Here is a 16,218-nt window from a genome sequence, read left to right as displayed (position 1 = left end):
ACCATCCGCCGACCTGGAGGCCCGTGGCGGCCCCGCCCCGCGCCTCCCGTCCGCCCCTTGGTCGCGTCGGGTGGTGCGCAAAACACCGGTGTTCACGCTCGACGCCGCGGGATCCCGCGGTGCGTTGCGTGAACACCGGTGTCTTGCGAGGGGCAGTGCCTCAGTAGGCGACGCCGAAACGCGTCTGGTGGTGCGCCGGGGTGACGATCTCGTCGACGAACGCGATCGCGTAGTCGGCACCGGAGATGTCCGAGTTGCCCTCGGCGTCGGCGAGCAGGACCTCGTCCGAGGCGCGGTAGGTGCCGCGACGCTCGCCCGGGTTGTAGCTGCCGAAGGCCGCGGCGGGGCTCACGTAGAACCAGTCGACCTCGGTGTCCGACGCACGGAGGGCGTCGAGGATCTGCGCGTGGCTCTTCGCCTCGCCCTTGAAGGCGTCCGGGAAGCCGTCGGTGTCGAAGAGGCGGGGGCCGTCCTCGGACACGCGCATCGAGCCGGCACCGCCGACGATGCCGAGCCGCGCACCGGCTGCAGCGGCGGCGTCGACGAAGTGCTGGAACTTGTCCTTCAGCTCGCTGCCGTCGGCCTGCACGGCGTGGAGCGAGACGATGACGACGTCGGCACCCTTGGTGACCTCGGACACGAAGTCGGCGTCGAACGCGTCACCCTGCGCCAGGGTGAGACCCTCGGCCGGCTCGAGCTTGCTCGTGTCGCGGGCGACCGCGGTGACGGCGATGCCGCGGGAGAGGGCCTCGTGGGTGATGGCGGAGCCGGCGTAGCCGGTGCCTCCGAAGACGACGATGTTGGTCATGGTGTTCCCTTCGTGGACGTGCTGGGCGTCGGTGACGTTGACAGTCACCGTACAAGAGTTACTCTCTTTGAGTAAGTAGGCACCTGGCGGTGCGTTGCGGAGGAGACCATGTCAGCACTCGAGTACAGCCCCTACGCGGCGGACTGCCCCAGCCGGCAGCTGCTCGACCGCATCGGCGACCGGTGGAGCGTGCTGACGATCGGCGCCCTCGCCGACGGTCCCGCACGGTACTCGGCGGTGGCGGCCCGGGTGCAGGGGGTCTCCCAGAAGATGCTCACCCAGACGCTGCGGGCGCTCGAACGCGACGGCATGGTGACGCGGACGGTGTTCCCCGAGATCCCGCCGCACGTGGAGTACGAACTGACCGAGCTCGGGCGGTCGTTGCGCACGGTGCTCGTGCCACTGGAGGACTGGGCCACCTCGCACATGCCCGACGTCGCCGAGGCGCGCGAGGGGTACGACGCGCGCTGAGCGAGCCCGCACTCGGAATCCCCGACGGCGACGAGTGGTTGCCTGGGGACATGCGATCGATCGTCTACACGAAGCCCGGTGCCAGCAGCGTCCTCGAACTCGTCGAGCGGGAGATCCCGGAGCCCGGAGCCGGTGAGGTCCGCGTCCGCGTCGTCGTCTCCGGCGTCAACCCGACCGACTGGAAGGCCCGTGCCGGCGGCACGTACGGCGACGGACTGCCCTTCCCCGAGATCACGCCGAACCAGGACGGCGCAGGTGTCGTCGACGCCGTCGGTGCCGGAGTCGACGGACTGGCCGTCGGCGACCGTGTCTGGCTGTTCATGGCGGCGGCGTCACGTCCGACCGGCACCGCGCAGGAGTACACGGTCGTGCCCGAGTCGCGCGTGGTCCCGCTGCCCGACGGCGTCTCGTTCGACGTCGGCGCCTCGCTCGGCGTGCCCGCCATGACGGCGCACCGAGCGCTCACCACCCACGAGGACGGCCCCGCACGCCTGGGCCCCGGTGCCCTGGCCGGCTTCACCGTGCTCGTCGCCGGCGGCGCCGGTGCCGTGGGGCACGCCGCGATCCAGCTCGCCCGCTGGGCCGGCGCGACCGTCATCACGACGATCAGCTCGGACGCGAAGGCAGCACTGGCGACTGCGGCCGGCGCCCACCACGTCGTGAACTACCGCGACGAGGATGCTGCCGAGCGCATCCGGTCGATCGCGCCGGACGGTGTCGACATCGTCGTCGAGGTGTCGATCCCGCAGAACGCCGCGCTGGTCGCCGACGTGCTGGCGAACCATGGTGTCGTGTCGATCTACGCGAACAACGGCGGCGACGAGGCGAGCCTGCCGATCCGCCCGAACATGAGCGTGAACGCCCGCTACCAGTTCCTGCTGCTCTACACGATCGGCGACGAGGCGCTGTCCGCGGCAGCCGAGGACGTCACCGAGGCGCTGCACGACGGTCTGCTGCCGGTCGGCGAGGACGCCGGGCTCCCGCTCACCCGCTTCGCGCTCGGACAGACCGCCCAGGCGCACGACGCGGTCGAGCAGGACACGGTCGGCAAGGTGCTCATCGACGTGACCGAGGCGCCGTAGCTGCGACATCGGAGCCGGCTCGGGCTCGGGCTCGCAGACGACGAACGGCTCCCACGCATGCGTGGGAGCCGTTCGTCGTGGACGATGCGGGAGGGGTCAGCGACCCAGACGCGCGGCGATCGCTGCGGTGACCCGGAGCCGGGCTGCAACGCGCTCGCGTTCGATGTTGGCGGCGATGACGTCGAGGTCTTCGTAGTCGGCGTCGGTGGTGGTGTCGTTCCAGTTCGGCGAGGAGATCCGGGCACGCCCGAACGACGGCGGAGCAGGGTTCACGGTCGTCATGGGGGCATCGTACGTCGAGCGTCCGACAGAGCGTGTGAGCATCACGGGCCTTTCCTTGGATTGCGGTCGCGCTCGGGGAACGAGTAGGTCAACGAGAACGCGACGGCCATGAACGACGCCATCATCGCGATGTTCTTGGCGTCGAGTTCGGTGAAGGCGTCGGGGACCGGAGAGTCGACGGTGAGCATGCCGAACGAGTACTGGTCGGACCGGATCACCACCGAGACGTACGAGGTGTACCGCGGCTCGAAGCCCCGCAGGTCCTGGTCGACGTCCACGTCGGCCGAGCGGTCACCGACGATCCGGGGTGATCCGCCGACCAGCACCCACTCGAGGTTGCGGTCACCGTAGGGCGTGCCCGCGCGGAAGACCCCGGCGGTGTCGCCGGCCCCACCGTGACCGATCGGCTCGAGCGCACGCAGATCGGTGGACAGCTGGTACACGTTGGCGCGGACGTCGGGCACCTTGGGCAGCAGGTAGAACGCCAGGGCCACGGCGACGCGGTCGGCGACCACCGAGAGTTCACCGTGGCGCTCGGATCGGGGCAGCTCGGTGAACCGGACGAGCCGGGTGGCGATCTGGCCGAACGCGTACCGGACCGCCGTCGACTGCTCGAGCTCCGCCGCGGTGGCGTTGTCCTCGGCCACCGACCGGGCGGCGTCGCTGCGCCGGGTCCGGACAACCTGCACGGTCACGGCGCCGACGAGCACGACGAGCCCGAACGCGACGAGCGACAGTCGGACCGCCGGCGTGACGAACAGGTTCGGCAGCTGGAACGCCGCGGTGGGCGCAGCAGCCACCACGATCGGCCACACGACCGTGCCGACCCGTCCTGAACGCTGTTGCCCCATGACCACGACGCTAGGTCACGCCACCGACGCGGACGGAGTTGTCCACAGGCGGGTTCTCCACAGGATCCATCGGCCTCCACCGGCCCGTCGCACGCAGCTGGTAAGCAGGACCCATGACCGACGTCAGCACGCCCGTTCCCGGATCCAGAGCCCTCGTCCTCGGTGGCGGAGGTGTCGCCGGCATCGCGTGGGAAGTCGGCGTCCTCGTCGCCCTGCAGGAAGCCGGCGTCGACCTCGACGCCGCCGACCTCGTCGTCGGCACCAGTGCCGGCAGCGTCGTCGGCGCGTTCGTCCGGAACGGTGCCGTCCAGCAGGCCTACGACCAGCAGCACACCCCGGCGCCGACCACCTACGAAGAGCCGGCGCCCATCGACGTCGAGGCCGTGCAGCAGCACATCGGCGCAGCACTGCAGGGTGCGACCGGCGAGCAGGACGCCCGGGCTCGACTCGGTCAGGCTGCACAGCAGGTCGTCGGCGGGCAGAGCGACGACGAGCGCACCGCGACCTTCGGCGAGACGCTCCCGTCCACCGAGTGGCCGGAGAAGCCGCTCGCCGTCACCGCGGTCGACGCCACCGACGGCACCTTCCGCCTGCTGACGGCAGCCGACGGCGTGCCGCTCCCCCGTGCGGTCGCGGCCAGCTGCTCGGTGCCCTTCGTCTGGACCCCGGTCGCCATCGACGGCCGCCCGTACGTCGACGGTGGTGTCCGCTCGGGCACCAACGCCGACGCCGCCGCCGGGTACGAGCGCGTGCTCGTCATCGCCTGCGGCCCCGAGGGCCCGTCCCCGTGCGGGCCCTGGCTCGACGTCGCCGTCGAGACCCTGCGGGCCGGCGGATCGTCGGTCGAGGTCGTGGTGGCGGACAGCGCGTCCCAGCAGGCCTTCGGCACGAACTCGCTCTCGCTCGCCACCCAGACACCGTCGGCCGAAGCCGGCCACGCCCAGGGCACCGTGGTCGCCGAGCAGGTCGCCGCCTTCTGGGCCGAGGACCTGGCGAGCGTGCACGCATGAGCACCCCGTTCTCCGACCTCGACCAGTACGTCGCGCTCCCCCGCGTCGACGGCATCGACATCAGCCCCGACGGCACCCGCGTCGCCCTGACGGTCAGTGCCCTCGACCCCGACGGCACCGGGTACCGCCGGTCGATCTGGCAGGTACCAGCAGCCCAGGCCGAGGACGCGGACGACGCCGGCACACCCGCCGCGCGACCGGTCCGCCTCACGCGCTCCGCCAAGGGCGAGGGCGGCATCGCCTTCACCCGCACCGGCGACCTGCTCTTCGTCTCCGCCCGGCCCGACGCCGACGCCACCGACCTCGAGACAGCCCAGCTCTGGGTGCTGCCTGCGAACGCTGGCGAGGCACGTCCGCTCACCCGCCTGGCCGGCGGCGTCGGTGGGGTCCTGGCCACCGCGGCCTCGTCGGACGTCGTGGCGCTGACCGCCGACCTGCTGCCGGGGGCCGGCTCCGACCCCGCGACCGTGCTCGAGGCCGACGCGGAGCTCCGGAAGAGCCGGAAGGACAAGCAGGTCCGCGCGATCCTGCACGAGACCTACCCGGTCCGGTACTGGGACCACGACCTCGGGCCGGCCCAGACGCACGTGCTGACGCTCGAGACGGCCGACAGCGACGCCGTCGGCGCCAGCGCCGAGCCCGTCCAGCCCGTCCAGCCCGTCGACCGCACACCGGCGCCCGGCCGCTCGCTCGACCACGTCAGCGGGGCGCTCACGCCCGACGGCTCGGTCCTGCTGGCATCCGTCGGCGTCCGGGAGGCCCGTGGGGACCGCTCGACGCTCGTCACCATCGACCTGTCCAGCGGCCACCGCACGGTGCTGTTCGACGACGTCGACGTCGACCACGAGATGCCGGCGCTCAGCCGCGACGGCAGGACGATCGCCTGGGTCCGCACCGTCCGCTCCACCCCGGCCGGCGCGAACCAGCAGGAGGTCTGGGTCGCCGGCATCGACGGCTCCGACGCCCGCCGTGTCGCGACCGACTGGGACCGCTGGCCGAGCGAACTCGTGTTCGAGCACGGCGACCGCGCGCTCCTGGCGGTCGCCGACCAGGACGGCCGCGCGCCGGTCTTCCGCATCCCCCTCGACGGCGGAGCCGTCGAGCAGCTGACGCACGACGACTGGGCGTACTCGAACCTGCGCGTGGCGGCGGCGACGGGCGTGGTCGTGGCGCTCCGGGCCTCCTGGGCGGCCCCGCTGCACCCGGTGCGGATCGCGACGGACGGCACGGTGACCCCGTTGGCGACGCCGGCGCCCCTGCCGGACGTGCCCGCTCACCTGGAAGAGGTCGAGACGACCGCAGCCGACGGCGCCCGGGTGCGCGGCTGGCTGGTCGTGCCCGAGGGCGACGGGCCGCACCCGCTCGTCCTGTGGATCCACGGCGGACCGCTCAACTCGTGGAACCAGTGGTCCTGGCGCTGGAACCCGATGCTGCTCGCAGCCCGGGGCTACGCCGTGCTGCTGCCGGACCCAGCGCTCTCGACCGGTTACGGACTCGACTTCGTGAACCGCGGCTGGAACGCCTGGGGGCAGGCGCCGTACACCGACCTGATGGCGATCACCGACGTGGTCGAGGCGCGGGCGGACATCGACGCGACCCGCACCGCCGCGATGGGTGGATCGTTCGGCGGGTACATGGCGAACTGGGTCGCCGGGCACACCGACCGGTTCCGCGCGATCGTCACCCACGCGAGCCTGTGGGCGCTCGACCAGTTCAACGGCACGACGGACTCGTCGCAGTACTGGTCGTCGATCTTCGACGCCGACGGGATCGCGGCGAACGACCCGCACCGGTTCGTGGCCGACATCACGTCACCGATGCTCGTGATCCACGGCGACAAGGACTACCGGGTGCCGATCGGCGAGGGGCTGCGGCTCTGGTCCGAACTCGCGGAGCACCACGCGGCACCGGACGGCTCGATGCCGCACCGGTTCCTGTACTTCCCGGACGAGAACCACTGGGTCCTCGCTCCGCAGCACGCCGTGGTCTGGTACGAGACGGTGTTCGCGTTCCTCGGGCAGCACGTGCTCGACCAGGAGTGGGAGCGGCCGGCGCTGCTCGGGTAGCGCACCCGCCCGGCGAACCGGGGCGAGCCGGGTGGGCCGCTAGACGAACGCGGCCTGCCCGGTGATCGCCCGCCCGACGATCAGGGTGTTGACCTCGCGCGTGCCCTCGTACGAGTAGATCGCCTCGGCATCGGCGAAGAACCGGGCCACGCCCTTGTCGAGCACGATGCCGTTGCCGCCCTGTACTTCGCGGCACCAGGCGACGGTCTCCCGCATCTTCGCGGTGGCGAACGCCTTGGCCATCGCCGAGTGCTCGTCGCCACCGACCCCGGCGTCCTGCATGGCCGAGGCTTGCGTGCACAGTGCGATCGAGGCCGTGATGTTCGACAGCGACTTGACGAGCAGGTCCTGCACGAGCTGGTGCGCGGCGATCGGCTTGCCGAACTGGATCCGCTCGCGGGCGTAGGCGAGCGCGGCCTCGTACGCACCGACCGCGATGCCGACGGCCTGCCAGGCGACCTCGGTGCGGGTCAGTCGGAGCACCTCGGCGGTCGAGCGGAACGACGTCGCGTTCTGCAGCCGGCGCGACTCGGGCACCCGGACGTCCTGCATGACGATGTCGGCGTTCTGCACCCCGCGCAGCGCGATCTTGTCCTCGATCTTCGTCGCGGTGAAGCCCGCGGTGTCGGTGGTGACGAGGAAGCCCTTGACCTGACCGTCGGCGACGTCCTTCGCCCAGATCACGACGACGTCGGCGAAGGTGGCGTTGCCGATCCAGCGCTTCTCGCCGTCGAGCACCCACTCGTCGCCCTCGCGCCGGGCGGTGGTGCGCAGACCCTTCGCGGAGTCGCTGCCCGAGTACGGCTCGGTGAGCCCGAACGCCCCGACGATCTCACCCGCAGCCATGCGGGGCAGCCACTCGCGCTGCTGTTCGTCACTGCCGGCGACCGCGATCGAGTTCATCGCCAGGCCGGACTGCACGCCGATGAAGGTGGCGACGCTCGCGTCCACGCGTCCGAGTTCGAGGGCCGCCCAGCCGCGGTACACGGCCGAGTTCTCGAACTGCCGCACGAGCGGGACGCCCGGCCCGTACATGCCGAGCTCGGCGAGCGGCGCGATGACCTGCATCGGGAACTCGGCGCGCGCCCAGTACGCGTCGGCGATGGGCGCGACCTCGCGCTCGAGGTACTGCCGGAGCTGCCCGAGCGACGCGCGCTCCTGCTCGGTGAGCTGTTGCTGGAAGCCGTAGAAGTCCGATTCGAGCAGGGGCGTCGCGGGCATCGTCGTTGACATGGGAACCACGATGCATCATTCTCGAAAACGTTGCAAGAGAGGATCGCGTGTACACATCAGACTCTGCGCTGCGCGCCTTCCGGGAGGCCCGTCACACCTTCATCGCCGGCTCACGGATCGACATGGGGGCGTTGGCTGCCGCACTCGGCGTCGACCGCACGTCGCTGTTCCGGTGGGTCGGCAACCGTGACCGGTTGCTGTCCGAGATCCTGTGGTCCCTCGCAGTCCCGACCCTCGACGGAGCCACCCACGCCGCCGACGAGATCGGGGCGACCGGAGCAGCCCGGCTCGTCGTCGTGCTCGACCGGTTCACCGCCGACCTGATCGACGCCCCGTACTTCCGGGCGTTCCTGACGCGCGAACCCGCTCGGGCGATGCGTCTGCTCACCACCTCGGACAGTGACGTGCAGAGCCGCTTCGTCGCCCGGGTGACCGCTCTCATCGAGCAGCAGGAGTCGTCCGGTACGTTCGATCCGGCACCGTTGTCGGCTGAGGAGCTCGCACGGCTGCTCGTCCGGATCTCCGAGTCGTTCACCTACGCCGAGTTCATCTCCGGTGAGACCCCTGATCCCGACCGGGCCCGTGCGGCGTTCGAGTACGTCCTGCGGCCCGACGCGGTGCACGCCACACCCGCACCACCGATCGGAGACCGATGACCATCGACGAGTACCCGTTCCGCCGCTCCTACCCCACCCGGTGGAACGACAACGACATGTTCGGGCACGTCAACAACACGATCTACTACTCGGCGATGGACAACGCGTCGACGTACTGGTTCCGCGAGGCCGCCGGGCTCGACCCGTTCTCGTCGGAGTGGATCGCCGTGCTGGTGTCGTCGAGCTGCCGGTTCGTCGAGTCCGCCGTCTGGCCGGACGTCATCGAGGTCGGGATGCGCTCGAAGCACCTCGGCACTACGAGCCTGTCGTGGGAGTTCGGTCTGTTCCGTCAGTCCGACGGCGCCCTGCTCGCCACCGGTGAGTTCGTGCACGTCATCATCGACCGCGAGGGCGCCCGCCGTCCGATCCCGCTGCCCGCCGAGCTCCGCGAGCTCGTGACCGGCTCGATGGTCGCGCAGCAGACCGCCGTCGCCGACTGACGACCTCAGCCCTTCACTGCAGCCAGCTCGAGGTTGATGTCGTCGGGGTCCTGCACGGACAGGATCACCATGCCGGCGTCGCCGAGGTCGGTGACCTCGCCGTGCTCGACACCCGCGGCATCGAGTCGGGCGGCCGCCTCGTGCAGCTCGTCGACCGAACTCACGACGAAACTCACGTGGTCGAGGCCGACGGTGTCCGGATCGAACGTCTGCCCTGCGGGAGCGACCGGACGGAGCCCGAACACCTGGTCACCGAGCCGGAACACCGATCCGCCGTAGAAACGCTCGCGATCCTCACGGACACCCGGCTCGTCGACCTGGTCGCTGAAGTCGATCGCCGGATCCGTGCCGAGCAGCAGCTGGTAGAAGGCCTTGCTCCGGTGGATGTCGGTCACGGTGACACGGACGTGGGCCAGGGCGGTCGGGCGTGCGAACGGCTCGGTCATGGTGGAGCTCCTCAGGGTTGCGCGCCGTTGCTGCGGCGCACACCTGAGGCAACGCTCGGTCCCTCCGAAGCACCCGAGGCCGTGCGGCGACCGGACAGCCCCGTGGACGGCGTTCCGCACGCCGCACAACCGAAGTGCCCCCGAACCGCGGTTCTCCACGGTTCGGGGGCACTTCGGTTCTGCAAGCGGCGCTGGACCCGAACGCCAGCGCCGCAGTCCGGGGTCAGATCAGGTCGTCGGTCAGGTGGTTCGGCGTGCCGAAGCGGTGCGCGGTGATCGACACCGCCTGCTCGCGGACGAACGGCAGGATCTCGAGCCGCCCGGCCTCGGTCACGGGGCCGCCGTAGACCGCGACGTCCGGACGACCACCGACGGCCGAGTACAGCGCCGAGGTGTCGCCGCCGATGAGCCGCACCCGCGTCGACGGACCCGAGGCGACCGAGCTCGCGAAGGCCGCGTCGGACACCGTCTGCGACAGCGAGCGGACGATCGGCAGCGAACGGATCGCCGCGGCGACGGACGACGGCAGCGTCGCGGCCGTGGAGACCTCGATCGTCGTGCCGGCCCGGAGCGCTGCAGCGACGACGCGGACGAGCTCGATCACCGAGGCATCAGCGTCCGTGTCCGAGTCGGCAACCGCGGCCAGCCGCACCTGCACCGACGGGAACGGCAGGTACCGGGCGATGTTCCGCTCGGCGGAGAGCGCGGAGACGTCGGTCGCGGTGCCGAACAGCGTCGACCATGCCTGCTCGTCGGACGGCAGCGCACGGTCGAGCACCGGCGAGGACACCTCGGCAGCCCGGGCGAACGCCGAGACCGGACCCGACACGGCGACACCGGACGCAGCGGCCGCCGGTGCCGGCGTCCACGACCCGAGCCCGAGCAGGTAGTTCAACCCACCGGCCTTCGTGCCGGCGCCGACCGCCGACTTCTTCCACCCGCCGAACGGCTGGCGGCGGACGATGGCGCCCGTGATGCCGCGGTTGACGTAGAGGTTGCCCGCCTGGATCCGCGACAGCCAGGTACCGATCTCGGCCGGGTCGAGCGAGTGCAGGCCCGAGGTCAGGCCGTAGTCGACCTCGTTCACGATGTTGATCGCCTCGTCGAGCGAGTCGGCGGTCATCATGCCGAGGATCGGGCCGAAGTACTCGGTGCGGTGGAACTCCGAGCCGCGGCGGACGCCCTGTCGGACACCCGGGCTCCAGAGCTTGCCGGTCTCGTCGAGCTGCTTCGGCTCGACGGCCCAGGACTCCCCCGCGCCGAGCTTCGTCAGGCCGTCGAGCAGCTTGCCCGAGGCCGGCTCGATGACGGGACCCATCTGCGTCGCGGCGTCGGTCGGGTACCCCACCGTGAGCGAGGCCACCGCGTCGAGCAGCTGGTTCCGGAAGCGCTTCGACTTCGCGACCGAGCCCACCATGACGACGAGGGACGCGGCCGAGCACTTCTGGCCGGCGTGCCCGAACGCGGACGCGACGACGTCCTTCACGGCGAGGTCGAGGTCGGACGACGGCGTGACGATCACGGCGTTCTTGCCCGAGGTCTCGGCGAGCAGCGGTAGGTCGGGGCGGAACGAGCGGAACAGCTCGGCCGTCTCGTACGCACCGGTGAGGATGACCTGGTCGACCATCGGGGACGCGATGAGCTGCTGCCCGAGGTCGTTCTCCGACACCTGCAGGAACGCGAGCACGTCGGCCGGGGCCCCGTGGGCGTCGAGCGCGGTCTCGATGATCGAGGCGAGCACGGCACCGGAGCGCTCGGCGGGCGGCGCGGGCTTCAGGACGACGGCGGACCCGGCCGCCAGCGCAGCGAGGGTCGATCCGGCGGGGATCGCGACGGGGAAGTTCCACGGCGGCGCGACCAGGGTCAGCGCCGCGGGCGCGAAGGTGGCGCCGTCGACGTCGTCGAGCGAGGACGCCAGGGTGCCGTAGAAGTGCGCGAAGTCGATCGCCTCGGACACCTCGGGGTCGGCCTGGTCGATGGTCTTGCCGGTCTCCGACGCCATGACCTCGATGAGGGCGGCGCGGTTCGCCTCGAGTGCGTCACCGACGGCGTGCAGCACGGCGCCACGCGCACCACCGGACCAGGTCCCCCAGACCGCACCGGCGGCCTTGGCGCGGCCGAGCGCGGAGTCGAGCGCCGTGGCGGAGTCGACCCGGGCCTCCTGGACGGCACGGACGCCGAGCGTCGACGAGGCGACCCGTGCGGTGATGGCGTCGCCCCAGGCGCGGACGGCGCCGACCGAGGGGTCGCTGTCCGGGGTGTTCTCGAAGTGGCCGGGGCCGGGGCGGCCGACGGCGGCGTACCGGTCGGCGACACGGTGGGAGGCCGGCGCTTCGAGGCCCTCGGGCGTCGCGAGCGGCACCAGGGATGCACGGAATCGCTCCTCTTCGCGGGCGAACAGCGGCGGCGAGGACACGAGCGAGAAGACCGCGGACATGAAGTTGTCCTGCGACGCACCCTCTTCGAGACGGCGGATCAGGTAGGCGATCGCGACGTCGAACTCGCCCGGGTGCACGACCGGTGTGTAGAGCAGGAGCGAACCGACGGTGTTCTTCACGGCCGACGCCTGACCCTGCGCCATGCCGAGCAGCATCTCGAACTCGATGCCGTCCCGCACGCCGCGCTCACCGGCGAGCAGCCAGGCGTGCGCGACGTCGAACAGGTTGTGCCCGGCGACACCGACGCGGACGTTCTCGACGCGCGACGGGGTGAGCGCCCAGTCGAGCACGCGCTTGTAGTTGGTGTCCGAGTCCTGCTTGGTGTGCCAGGTGGCGAGCGGCCAACCGTGGACCGAGGCCTCGACCTGCTCCATCGGCAGGTTCGCGCCCTTGACCAGACGGACCTTGATGCCGGCACCACCACGAGCGCGGCGGGCTGCGGACCACTCCTGCAGCTCCTGCATCGCGGCGAGCGCGTCGGGCAGGTACGCCTGCAGCACGATGCCGGCTTCGAGGCCGAGGAACTCGGGCTCGTCGAGGAGCTTCGTGAAGACCGCGATGGTGAGGTCGAGGTCCTTGTACTCCTCCATGTCGAGGTTGATGAACTTGGCCGGGGTGGCGGCTGCGGCACGCTGGAAGAGCGGTCGGAGCTGCTCGACGATGTCGTCCACCGCGTGGCCGAATGCCCACGGCGAGTGCGGGTGCACGGTCGAGGACACCTTGATGGAGACGTAGTCGACGTCGTCGCGGGCCAGGAGCTTGTGCGTGCCCTGGAGTCGGCGGGCGGCTTCGCGCTCGCCCAGGACGGCCTCGCCGAGCAGGTTGACGTTGAGGCGGACGCCGTCGCGCTTGATGCCGGCGATGGCCGGGCCGAGCTTGGAGTCGGTGGCGTCGACGATGAGGTGGCCGACCATGTTGCGGAGGACGCGTCGGGCGATGGGGACGACGACGTTCGGCATCATCGGGGCCACGCCGCCGCCGAGCCGGACGAGTCCGCGGAGCGCGGCGGGCAGGAACCCGGGGGCGTCCGGGGCGATCTGGCGGAGCTTGCGTGCGGCGACGGCGAGGTCTTCCGGTCGCACGACCCCGTCGACGAACCCGACGGCGAAGTCGAGGCCGGCGGGGTCGGCGAGCACGCCGGCGAGCTGCTTCGCGGAGCCGTCGACCGGGTAGGACTCGGCCTCGGCGAGCCACTGTCGGACGAGCGCGACGGACTGGTCCGCCAGGGCGTCGTGGTCGATGGCGGAGTCCTCGTGCAGCGTCGTCATGGGTTCAGTGTGGAGGTCGGGGATGCGGTAGCGGAAGTGAGCGTTCCTGATGGATACCGTTCAGTTCCGCTACCGTTCCGGTCGTGATCCGGCTAGCGTCGGATCATGCTCGACGTCCGCCGTCTCGTGCTCCTCCGGGAGCTGTCCATCCGCGGCACGATCGCGGCCGTCGCGGAGGCCGTGAACTTCACCCCGTCGGCGGTCTCGCAGCAGCTGAGTGCCCTGGAGCGGGAGGCCGGAGTGCAGCTCCTCCGCAAGGCCGGGCGACGGCTCCAGCTCACCCCGCAGGCCGAGGTGCTGGTCGCTGCGGCGGGCCAGGTACTCGACGTCCTCGAGCACGCGCAGTCCCAGGTGGAGGACACCCTGTCATCCGTGCAGGGCCGCGTCCGGGTCGCCGTGTTCCAGTCCGCGGCCCTCGCCCTGATGCCGAGCGCCCTGCACGAAATGGCCACGGAACACCCCGACGTCCGGGTCGAGATGGTCCAGCGGGAACCGGAGACCGCACTGAACGAGACGTGGGCTCGTGACTTCGACATGGTCATCGCCGAGCAGTACCCGGCCCATGCCGCTCCGCACCTGCCCGGGCTCGACCGCTCCGACCTGACGACCGACACCGTCCGGCTCGCCCTGCCCCCGCTCGACACTGCCCTGCGCCCGGTGTCGTCGCTCGAGGACGCCCGCACCATGCCCTGGGTGATGGAACCCCGCGGCACCGCGTCGCGGCACTTCGCGGAGCAGGTCTGTCGGCGCTGGGGCTTCGAGCCCGACGTCCGGTACGAGACCGCCGATCTGCAGACGCAGATCCGTCTGGTCGAGTCGGGCAACGCGGTGAGCCTGATGCCGGACCTGATGTGGACCGGTCGGACGACGACCTGTCGGCTGCTCGAGCTGCCGGAGGGGCCCCGACGCACGATCTTCACCGTGGTGCGGTCCGCGGGGTCGTCGTCCCCGGCGGTCCGCGCACTCCGTGACGCGCTCGAGCGCGCGGCGGCGGCCGTCGGCGACTGATCCGCCGGCGCACGCCATCCGGCGCGCACATCAGCCACCGCGCACGCGAGACGACACCGTGACCGGATCGAGACCTGTGCATCCGTCAGGATCTCGTCGCCGCAGACATCTCCTGGATGAGGGCACCTCCCGGTGCCCCGACCGGCATCCGAGGGGGATCCCATGAACCAGCCCTGCACCTCCACCACGCGACGGGTCGCTGCCATCGGCGCAGCCGTCGCCATCGTCACCGCGTCGTCGGCGTTCGGCATCGGCGCCGCGACCGCCGTCGCGGCCGAGCCCACCACCGCCACGAGCACGGCGACACCCGGTACGCCGGCCGAGCCCGCCGCGCCCATCACGCCCGCCGCGCCCATCACGCCCGCCGCGCCCGTCACGACGGTCGACACCGACCAGCAGCCGGGAGGCCCGTCCACCGGCACGACGCCGACTGCGGTCCCGGAAACGGCGGCACCAGAGCCCACGGCACCCGCCGCACCGGCGACACCGACGACACCTGCGGCGCCCGCGGCACCCGCCGACGGCAGCGACCTCGCCTTCACGGAACCGTCCACCGCCGAGGACCCGATCGAGCTCACCGCCACCAGCGGCACGCCCTTCACACGCACCTTCGAGACCACCGGCGGCGACGGCACCGTCGGCTACGCCATCCAGGACGCCCCGTCCTCCGACTACTGGGTCAACGTCGACACCGGTGTCCTGAGCGGTGACCCGAAGGAGGCCGGGACCTTCCGGTTCCAGGTCGTCGCCCTGAGCGGCTCGACCGAGATCACGCAGTACGTCGAGCTGACGGTCGCACCCGGTGACCCCGTGGGCGTGACGTTCGGCGTCGCCACCCCCGACTACAACGGGCTGTGGCAGGTCGAGACCGACGGCACGATCTGGGAACAGGCCGCCGGTCAGGGCCGCGTCCGCATCGTGCCGAGCATCCCCGTCACCGAGGACACCCCCCTCACGCTCGCCGGGCTCGCGGTCGACGCGTACGGCAACCGGACCACGCCGGGTCCGGACTACCCCCGGTCGACGGTCACGAGCACGGACGACTCCGACGCGGCGGTGTGGAACGACGGGGACTCCTCGAACACCGTGACCTTCGGCGGCACCGGCACCCGGACCGTGACGGTCTCCGAAGGGGGCGTCTCCACGTCGTTCGAGGTCGTGGTCGGCGCCGAGGACACCGACGGACCCGCCGCCCCGGACACCATCACGTTCACCGAGCCCTCGACGCCCGAGTCCCCCATCCGCATCGAGACCACCGCGGGCGAGCAGATCGAGCGCACGTTCACCGCGACGGGGTCGTCGACGGAGCTGCACTACGTCCTGCTGACCGGCCCGACGGCGTTCCCCGTCCCGGGCAACGAACACCCGATCGCACCGCTCGGCCTCGCCGTCGGTGACACGAGCGGGGTCCTGAGCGGCGCTCCGACGGTGGCCGGCGAGTACGACTTCCAGGTCATGGCGATGAACGGGTCCCGCGCTGCCACCCAGTACGTCCACCTGTCCATCCGTCCCGCCGCGACGGAGGAACTCAGCCTGCTCGTCGGCACGATCGGGTCCCCGAAGGGGTGGCTCCGTGACGCCGAGGGCCTGCGCGAGATCTTCGCGGAGAGCCCGAGGTCGATCCCGGTCGACGCCGTCCCGGTGGCCCAGGGGGCGACGATGGTCGTCCGGGTGACGGCCCTCGACGCGTTCGGGAACAGCACGAAGGAGTCCGACGGCGCGCAGCCCGTCGTGACGAGCAGCGTGGCCAGCGACGAAGTGACGCTGCCGTACGGCGAGTGGGAGCCCCGGGTCGGGTTCCCGCACGCCTCGCCGCACACCATCACGGTCGCCCTCGGTGAGGTCTCGACCACGTTCGACGTGGACGTGCGGCCGTCGGTCGCGACCGTCGGCGACACGACCCCGACGGCCGGCGGCGGTGGCCACCTCGCCTACACGGGCGCTGACGCCTCCGGGCCGCTCGCGTGGGCGCTGGGCCTGCTCGCCGCCGGCGGCGGTCTGCTGGTCCACCGGCTGCGTCGCCGTCGCGCCTGAGACGCGGCCCCGGACGGACGGGAGGCGCGGTGCGGGCCCGCACCGCGCCTCCCGTCCGTCCTTTCGCGCCCACAGGGCGCGCCGCGCGTGCGGGGGTCCGGCGGTTTCCCGCACGCACCCCCAAC

14 protein-coding genes are annotated in these 16,218 nt (G+C 71.6%); 8 read left to right on the top strand and 6 right to left on the bottom strand.

Going from position 1 to position 16,218, the window contains the following annotated elements:
- Positions 1-160: 160 nt before the first annotated feature.
- A complete protein-coding gene (locus DEJ05_RS03660) occupies positions 161-808 on the bottom strand; it encodes an NAD(P)-dependent oxidoreductase (RefSeq protein WP_111033793.1) in 648 nt (215 codons plus the stop codon).
- A gap of 108 nt (positions 809-916) precedes the next feature.
- On the opposite strand from DEJ05_RS03660, the gene DEJ05_RS03655 reads away from it, so the two are divergent.
- Both DEJ05_RS03655 and DEJ05_RS03650 read left to right on the top strand, forming a co-directional pair.
- Positions 917-1,279, top strand: coding sequence for a helix-turn-helix domain-containing protein (locus tag DEJ05_RS03655; protein ID WP_071247254.1), 363 nt, complete (start codon positions 917-919; stop codon positions 1,277-1,279).
- Between the two features lie 50 nt (positions 1,280-1,329).
- Positions 1,330-2,361, top strand: coding sequence for an NADPH:quinone reductase (locus DEJ05_RS03650; protein WP_111109770.1), 1,032 nt, complete (start codon positions 1,330-1,332; stop codon positions 2,359-2,361).
- 96 nt (positions 2,362-2,457) lie between these two features.
- Here DEJ05_RS03650 and DEJ05_RS03645 read toward each other — a convergent pair whose 3' ends face one another.
- Together DEJ05_RS03645 and DEJ05_RS03640 are read right to left on the bottom strand one after the other, a co-directional pair.
- A complete protein-coding gene (locus DEJ05_RS03645; protein WP_027465208.1) occupies positions 2,458-2,643 on the bottom strand; it encodes a hypothetical protein in 186 nt (61 codons plus the stop codon).
- Positions 2,644-2,684: 41 nt separating this feature from the next.
- On the bottom strand, positions 2,685-3,494 hold the full coding sequence (locus DEJ05_RS03640; RefSeq protein ID WP_146245007.1) for a GAF domain-containing protein: 810 nt from the start codon (positions 3,492-3,494) through the stop codon (positions 2,685-2,687).
- 113 nt (positions 3,495-3,607) lie between these two features.
- Between DEJ05_RS03640 and DEJ05_RS03635 the strand changes: the two genes are divergently transcribed.
- Complete coding sequence (locus tag DEJ05_RS03635) at positions 3,608-4,504, top strand: patatin-like phospholipase family protein (protein ID WP_111109768.1); 897 nt, start codon at positions 3,608-3,610, stop codon at positions 4,502-4,504.
- Positions 4,501-6,570 carry an alpha/beta fold hydrolase gene (locus DEJ05_RS03630; protein ID WP_111109767.1) on the top strand — a complete coding sequence of 690 codons (2,070 nt, stop codon included), beginning with the start codon at positions 4,501-4,503 and terminating at the stop codon, positions 6,568-6,570. Before DEJ05_RS03635 ends, DEJ05_RS03630 begins: the two co-directional genes overlap by 4 nt.
- A 39-nt stretch (positions 6,571-6,609) precedes the next feature.
- Here the strand turns inward: DEJ05_RS03630 and DEJ05_RS03625 are convergent, their stop codons facing one another.
- The gene (locus DEJ05_RS03625; protein WP_071405382.1) at positions 6,610-7,791 is read right to left on the bottom strand and encodes an acyl-CoA dehydrogenase family protein; all 1,182 of its coding nucleotides are present in this window, start codon (positions 7,789-7,791) and stop codon (positions 6,610-6,612) included.
- A gap of 59 nt (positions 7,792-7,850) precedes the next feature.
- On the opposite strand from DEJ05_RS03625, the gene DEJ05_RS03620 reads away from it, so the two are divergent.
- Positions 7,851-8,459: a QsdR family transcriptional regulator gene (locus DEJ05_RS03620; protein ID WP_071247243.1), complete on the top strand. Its 609-nt coding sequence runs from the start codon at positions 7,851-7,853 to the stop codon at positions 8,457-8,459.
- The gene (locus tag DEJ05_RS03615) at positions 8,456-8,899 is read left to right on the top strand and encodes a thioesterase family protein (RefSeq protein WP_111109766.1); all 444 of its coding nucleotides are present in this window, start codon (positions 8,456-8,458) and stop codon (positions 8,897-8,899) included. Before DEJ05_RS03620 ends, DEJ05_RS03615 begins: the two co-directional genes overlap by 4 nt.
- A 5-nt stretch (positions 8,900-8,904) precedes the next feature.
- On the opposite strand, the gene DEJ05_RS03610 is transcribed toward DEJ05_RS03615, so the two are convergent.
- Both DEJ05_RS03610 and DEJ05_RS03605 read right to left on the bottom strand, forming a co-directional pair.
- Positions 8,905-9,345 carry a VOC family protein gene (locus tag DEJ05_RS03610; RefSeq protein WP_111109765.1) on the bottom strand — a complete coding sequence of 147 codons (441 nt, stop codon included), beginning with the start codon at positions 9,343-9,345 and terminating at the stop codon, positions 8,905-8,907.
- A 223-nt stretch (positions 9,346-9,568) separates the two neighbouring features.
- A complete protein-coding gene (locus DEJ05_RS03605) occupies positions 9,569-13,051 on the bottom strand; it encodes a bifunctional proline dehydrogenase/L-glutamate gamma-semialdehyde dehydrogenase (protein WP_111109764.1) in 3,483 nt (1,160 codons plus the stop codon).
- Between the two features lie 105 nt (positions 13,052-13,156).
- On the opposite strand from DEJ05_RS03605, the gene DEJ05_RS03600 reads away from it, so the two are divergent.
- Both DEJ05_RS03600 and DEJ05_RS03595 read left to right on the top strand, forming a co-directional pair.
- Positions 13,157-14,059 carry a LysR substrate-binding domain-containing protein gene (locus DEJ05_RS03600; protein WP_111109763.1) on the top strand — a complete coding sequence of 301 codons (903 nt, stop codon included), beginning with the start codon at positions 13,157-13,159 and terminating at the stop codon, positions 14,057-14,059.
- A 162-nt stretch (positions 14,060-14,221) separates the two neighbouring features.
- Complete coding sequence (locus tag DEJ05_RS03595) at positions 14,222-16,093, top strand: hypothetical protein (RefSeq protein ID WP_111109762.1); 1,872 nt, start codon at positions 14,222-14,224, stop codon at positions 16,091-16,093.
- The last annotated feature ends 125 nt before the right edge of the window (positions 16,094-16,218 follow it).

This window comes from Curtobacterium sp. MCLR17_045, assembly GCF_003234405.1.
GTDB classification, from domain to species: Bacteria; Actinomycetota; Actinomycetes; order Actinomycetales; family Microbacteriaceae; genus Curtobacterium; species Curtobacterium flaccumfaciens.
Note: the sequence above shows the minus strand (reverse complement) of the source record. Positions and strands in the feature narration are given on the sequence as shown.